The organism is Mammaliicoccus sp. A-M4 (genome assembly GCF_022386955.1).
GTDB lineage: Bacteria > Bacillota > Bacilli > Staphylococcales > Staphylococcaceae > Mammaliicoccus > Mammaliicoccus lentus.
In genome coordinates this window covers 141,186-147,687 of record NZ_JAJNHH010000006.1, presented here as the reverse complement: position 1 = coordinate 147,687, position 6,502 = coordinate 141,186, and the positions used below count along the sequence as shown (strand labels likewise).

Here is a 6,502-nt window from a genome sequence, read left to right as displayed (position 1 = left end):
GTTCCCATGCCGAACACAGAAGTTAAGCTCTTTAGCGCCGATGGTAGTTGGGCTTACGTTCCGCGAGAGTAGGACGTTGCCGGGCAAATATTTATAAAATGGATGCGATGAGCCGCACTCGAGACCTGTTAGGTCTCTTTTTTTTGACTTAAAACTTAAAAGATAGGAGTTGTTATAAATGAAGAAATATTTCGAAGTGATGTTCAAAGTAAATATGCAAAATATAGCAATTAAAAAGGCAATTATGCAAGCTATAATTGTTTTTACCATCTTGTCTACGAGTGTTATTGTCGGTCGATTTGATTTAGGTTTAACGGCTCTTTTAGGCTCTTTTAGTCATATATACATTATAAATGGTTCATACCCATCTAGAATAAGAAAGGTTATTACTGTATCTATAATGTTAAGTATCTGTTTAATGCTAGGGAGCATTACTATTACAACGCCTTTCTTATATGCTTTTGTATTAGGTTTAATAGGCATGAGTGCGCATTTTATTCTTAAATCTTTACAAGTTCCAGGTCCATCATCGTTATTCTTTATATTAACTTATAGTATAGCTTCTATTATGCCCATAGCCCCTGAAGACTTCTTATTACGAGGTTCATTAGTTTTATGTGGTGGTTTAGTGAGTGCATTAGTAGTAATGGTTGATGCATTTTTTAATCATAAAAAACCTGAAACTGAAAGTGTACTAAATATTTATAAAAACTTATCTTATTTAGTGGAGAATTTTAAAGGTGAACGATTTAATAAAGCAAGAAGTCAAACACTTAATACAATCAATCAAGCCTCGCTAACTTTAACTACTGCTAAAGCATTTTGGAATAATAAAAGAGATTATAATCGCTTATTGTTACTTAAAGAAAAAGCTGATGAAATTTGGTCAGAATGCTTAGAATTATCATCAAGAGGTTATGAAAGTTTACCTAATGAAATAAGTGTCGCACTTAATTACATATGCGAAAGATTAGAAGGAAAATCAGACTTAAATTATGATATTAAGTATTATAACGGGGATGACCCTTATATTAATGAACTAGTTAAGCTTATCTATGATGCTGAAGCTTTGTTAAATGAAAATGAGCTTCAAATAGATAAGAAAATTATTCATCATAAACCTATGTATTCTAAAACAATTAAAGAAAATTTTTCTAAAGACTCTTTAGTTCTAATGCAATCTATGCAGTATGGTATTATCTTGTTCGTATCTGTTATTATAGCATTTGGGATAGGATTTGAACGTGCTTACTGGATTCCGGTATCATGTTGCTCAGTCTTATTAGGTACGTCTTCTTTATCTACGATACAAAGGGCATTTCAAAGGACACTTGGCACAATTATAGGTACATTAGTAGCTGTTGTTATATTGTATTTTGAACCAAGTACATGGCCAATTGTTATTTTAATGGCTATTCTTATGGCAGCAGCAGAATTGCTCATTGCAGTGAATTATACAATAGCTGTCACATTCATCACACCAAACGTATTATTAATGTCAGCAGCGATTACTAAACACTTTGATACTTATCTTATCTTGCCGAGAATAACTGATGTTATGATTGGTTCTGCTATTGGTCTGATAGGAGTGTTAATAGTAGGTAGAAAGCAAGCTTCCAAAAAGCTACCTAAAACAATAATTAATACATTAAGAATACAATCACAATTATTACATACACTATTTTCATCAAATAAATATCATATTAATTTAATAGATACTTTACTCATTAGAGAAATGCAAACAGAGATTATGAATACAAAAGCAATGTATCAAGCAGCATTAAATGAAATAGATAATGATGTTAAAAAAATTGAGTATGTTTATCCAATTATTTTCACAGTTGAACACTTAGCATTCACCCTCGAGCAAGCCTATAGAAGAGGTAATTTAAGCACCTTAACAGATGAAGAAATAGGCCTTTATTTAACAACTTATGAGAATATATGCAAAAAAGTAGAGTTTAATGTCAGATACGATATTATAGAACTTCCAAAATTAAAAGAATTCCAAAGCATAAGAAATGAACTCATGAAATTACAAAATTTAATAGGTTATAAAGCCGAGACATAAATACATGTCTCAGCCTCTCTTTCATTATAATGGCAGTAGCTGACTGGATTGAAAATGCGCTTATATCAAGCTTTTTTCAACCCTAGTCATCCTTGCCGGGGTGGGACTACGAAATCTTTTTATTAAAATGAGATTTCTGTCTCGCTCCTTTTTTATTATACTTCCATCAAACACTTTATTAATGCTTCAATATGTTCTTTAGCTTCGTCTATCTTAATCCCTCCAAAGCCTAATACAAAATGAGGAGTATGATCACTTTGTTTAAATCGATAGTGTGTTAAAGGTTTAATATCTATATCACATTTTTTTATACGGTGTAAGCATTCTTCTAAGGTTAAGCCATTAACTACCGTCAATATAAAATGCATGCCTGTTAATTCTCCTGACACTTTAAAATCATTTGGATATTTCATGAGTTCATTTAATATAATATCTCGCTTACTTCTATATATTTTTCTCATGCGATTTAGGTGTCTTTCAAAAAAACCTTCATTCATAAATCGGCTCAATATATATTGTGTATGTCTAGGCACAGTGCCGCCTTCTATATTTGTTTTATTTTGATACTGTTGCATGAGTTTCTTAGGTAAGACGGCATACGCAACTCTTAGAGAAGGGGAAATCGACTTTGAGAACGTACTGACATAAATGACGCTATCTGTGTTGTCTAAGCTTTGTAATGCAGGCACAGGACGTCCACTATATCTAAATTCTGAGTCATAGTCATCTTCGATAATATATCGTGTCTGCTTTTCAGACGCCCATTTTATGAGTTGTGTTCGCCTCTTTAAATCCATAATGACGCCTGTAGGGAACTGATGACTTGGCGTAATATATACGACTTCTTTGTTTAATTTTTTAATTTGTTCAATATCAATACCGTTTTCAGTGACTGATATAAATTCGAAAGGTACGTGTTTTCTTTTCAATAAATCTCTTACTTGTTTATAAAGTGGATCTTCTATCATGTAAGTAGAGTTTGAAATAAGATCTGTGATGATAGAGAGTAATTGCTCAGTTGATGAACCTACAATAATTTGTTGGGGTGAACAATTAACACCTCTACTATGGAAGATATAGTGCCTGATTTCTTTTCTTAATTCATAATCTCCTTGCTTATGCCCACTGTCCAATAATGAAAGTTGTGAATAATCAAATGCCTCTTTAGAAAATTTCCTGAATTGATCTAGTGGAAAATGTTCTTTATCAATAGCACCTAATTTGAATGAATATTTGTATGTTTTTTCAGTTTGAATATCTTCGTCTGTAATTTTTGTTTTATATGTTACAGGCAAGTTCACAATGTCGTTTATGTAAAATCCTGAACGATTTTTACTATGTATATACCCTTCATCGCTTAAAAGTTGATATGCATGTTCTATTGTAGTTTGGCTAACAGATAAGTAATGACTGAGCTGTCTTTTTGAAGGTAATTTTTCATTATGTTGCATAACATTATTAATAATATTTTGTTTAATGTTTTCATAAAGTTGTTGATAAATAGGTACATCGATATTGCGATTTATATTAAACATTAGCATTTCCATAATAATCCCTCATTCTGACCACTTATATTTTTGTAAATCTGACACTTTTACCAGTTCAGAATTTAGTATAACCTACAAATAAGCGATTTAAAAGGAGGAAGTAATAAATGTCTAAGATTACAGGTTCAGATAAAGTTAAAAGAGGTATGGCAGAAATGCAAAAGGGTGGCGTTATCATGGATGTTGTTAACGCTGAGCAAGCTAAATTAGCTGAAGAAGCAGGAGCTGTCGCAGTTATGGCACTTGAACGCGTGCCTTCTGATATTAGAGCTGCAGGCGGTGTAGCAAGAATGGCTGATCCCCGAATTGTGGAAGAAGTAATGAATGCTGTATCGATTCCGGTAATGGCTAAAGGAAGAATTGGTCATATTACAGAAGCACGTGTATTAGAATCGATGGGTGTAGACTATATAGATGAATCAGAAGTATTAACACCAGCAGATGAAGAGTACCATTTGAAAAAAGATGAATTTACAGTTCCGTTTGTATGTGGTTGTCGTAATTTAGGTGAAGCTGCTAGAAGAATTGGTGAAGGTGCAGCAATGTTACGTACTAAAGGTGAGCCAGGTACAGGGAATATTGTTGAAGCGGTTCGTCATATGAGACAAGTAAATGCTGAAGTGCGTAAATTAATTGTTATGAACGATGATGAAATCATGACTGAAGCTAAAAACATTGGCGCACCATATGAAATATTAAAAGAAATTAAAGATTTAGGCCGTTTACCTGTTGTAAACTTTGCAGCTGGCGGTGTAGCAACACCTGCTGATGCAGCATTAATGATGGAACTAGGTGCTGACGGTGTATTCGTCGGTTCAGGTATTTTTAAATCAGAAGCACCAGAAAAATTTGCAAAAGCAATTGTTCAAGCAACTACTCATTATCAAGACTATCAATTGATTGCGGAACTTTCTAAAGAATTAGGACCAGCTATGCAAGGGTTGGATATTAATCAATTATCTTTAGAAGAACGTATGCAAGAGCGTGGTTGGTAAGATGAAAATAGGTGTATTAGGTTTACAAGGCGCTGTTAGAGAGCATTTAAAACATATTGAACAATCTGGACATGAAGGCATTACTGTTAAGACTGTTGATCAATTAAGTGGTTTAGATGGACTTGTATTGCCAGGTGGGGAATCTACTACAATGAGAAGGTTGATGGATTTATATGGCTTTACAGAAGCCTTAAGAAAAAGTGATTTGCCTATGTATGGTACATGTGCAGGACTTATTTTATTGGCTACTGAAGTAATAGGGCAAGAAAGCCATTTAAATAAATTAGATGTAACAGTAGAAAGAAATTCCTTCGGTAGACAAGTAGATAGTTTTGAAGAATACTTGGAAGTTAAAGGTATTGATGAGACATTGAATGCTGTATTTATAAGAGCACCTCATATTCAATCAGTACATAATGATGTAGATATTCTATCGACTGTTGAAGATAAAATTGTAGCTGTAAGACAAAATCAATACTTAGGTATTTCTTTCCATCCGGAATTAACAGATGATTATAAAATTATGAAATATTTTATTGAAGAAATTGTCGTTCAATATCATGCGCAAGTAATAAAATAAAAACAGGGTGAGACATTAATAAAAGTCTCACCCTGTTTCATTATATTATAAGAAAAATCCAGCGATAGTTGCTGATAAGAACGATACTAATGTCGCACCGTATAATAGTTTTAATCCGAAACGTGCAACGTTATTACCTTGTTCATCATTTAATGATTTAACAGCACCAGCGATGATACCGATAGAACCAAAGTTCGCAAATGAAACTAGGAATACTGAAATAATACCGTTTGCTCTTTCAGAAATTTCAGCTTGTGGTAAAATACCCATCGCAACAAACTCGTTTGAAAGTACTTTTGTTGCCATAATACTACCAGATTGGACTGCATCAGCCCACGGGATACCAGCTAAGAATGCAAATGGCGCAAATACGAATCCAATTAATGTTTGGAAGTCCCAAGAAATTGATCCGCCAGATACAAATGAGAAGATATTAGCAGTAACACCGTTTAATAAACCAATCATGGCTACATACCCGATTAACATTGCTGCAACAATAACTGCTACTTTAAATCCGTCTAAAATATATTCTCCAAGCATTTCAAAGAATGATTGTTTTTCTCCAGACTCTTCTATCATTATGTCGTCTTCTTTATCATCTACTGTATAAGGATTGACGATTGAAGCGATTATAAAACCGCCAAATAAGTTTAAGACGATAGCTGTAACCACATATCTAGGCTCAACCATTGTAAAATATGCACCGATAATAGATGCTGAAACTGTCGACATTGCTGAAGCAGTTAAAGTATACATACGGTGTTTAGGAATTAAAGGAAGTTGTTTTTTAATTGATATAAATACTTCAGATTGTCCTAAAATTGCAGAGGCAACTGCGTTATATGATTCTAGTTTACCCATGCCGTTAATTTTAGAAATAACGAACCCTAAGTATTTAATAATAAGTGGTAAAACTTTAATATATTGTAAGATACCAATTAGCGCTGAAACGAATACAATCGGCATCAGTACGTTAAGGAAATATACTGAAACAGGTTTGTTCGTTTTTGGATCGATATTTGCGACGCCTTCAAAGACGAAGTTAATACCCTCCATTGCTTTGTCAATGATATAACTAAAGCCGTTCGATATACCACCGATAACAGTTAATCCACCTGTTGTTTTTAATAGTAAGAATGCAAATAAAAATTGGATTACAATCATTAATCCTATGTATTGCCATCTTACTTTCATCTTATCAGAACTTACTACCCATGCTAGAAATAGGAATACTAATATTCCGATAATCCCGATAATAAAATGCATAACACACACACCTTTCCCAAGAATTATTCTCTTTAATAACCTA

General features: G+C 33.3%; 5 protein-coding genes and 1 rRNA gene. 4 read left to right on the top strand and 2 right to left on the bottom strand.

Annotated features, from left to right (window positions below; translation table 11 throughout):
• Both rrf and LQ682_RS07220 read left to right on the top strand, forming a co-directional pair.
• Positions 1–85: ribosomal RNA gene (rrf, locus tag LQ682_RS14275) — 5S ribosomal RNA — on the top strand; the annotation flags it as partial.
• 93 nt (positions 86–178) lie between these two features.
• A complete protein-coding gene (locus LQ682_RS07220; protein WP_064204254.1) occupies positions 179–2,071 on the top strand; it encodes an FUSC family protein in 1,893 nt (630 codons plus the stop codon).
• Between the two features lie 155 nt (positions 2,072–2,226).
• On the opposite strand, the gene pdxR is transcribed toward LQ682_RS07220, so the two are convergent.
• On the bottom strand, positions 2,227–3,618 hold the full coding sequence (gene pdxR / locus LQ682_RS07215; RefSeq protein ID WP_239724063.1) for a MocR-like pyridoxine biosynthesis transcription factor PdxR: 1,392 nt from the start codon (positions 3,616–3,618) through the stop codon (positions 2,227–2,229).
• Between the two features lie 107 nt (positions 3,619–3,725).
• Here pdxR and pdxS point away from each other — a divergent pair, with 107 nt between their 5' ends.
• Positions 3,726–4,613: a pyridoxal 5'-phosphate synthase lyase subunit PdxS gene (pdxS, locus tag LQ682_RS07210; RefSeq protein WP_103268654.1), complete on the top strand. Its 888-nt coding sequence runs from the start codon at positions 3,726–3,728 to the stop codon at positions 4,611–4,613.
• Between the two features lies 1 nt (position 4,614).
• Positions 4,615–5,193 (top strand): pyridoxal 5'-phosphate synthase glutaminase subunit PdxT, encoded by a 579-nt coding sequence (pdxT, locus tag LQ682_RS07205; RefSeq protein ID WP_103268655.1) that lies wholly within the window; start codon positions 4,615–4,617, stop codon positions 5,191–5,193.
• A 45-nt stretch (positions 5,194–5,238) separates the two neighbouring features.
• Here pdxT and LQ682_RS07200 read toward each other — a convergent pair whose 3' ends face one another.
• Entirely contained in the window at positions 5,239–6,459 is a 1,221-nt protein-coding gene (locus LQ682_RS07200; RefSeq protein ID WP_064204252.1) for a NupC/NupG family nucleoside CNT transporter, read from the bottom strand.
• Positions 6,460–6,502: the final 43 nt, after the last annotated feature.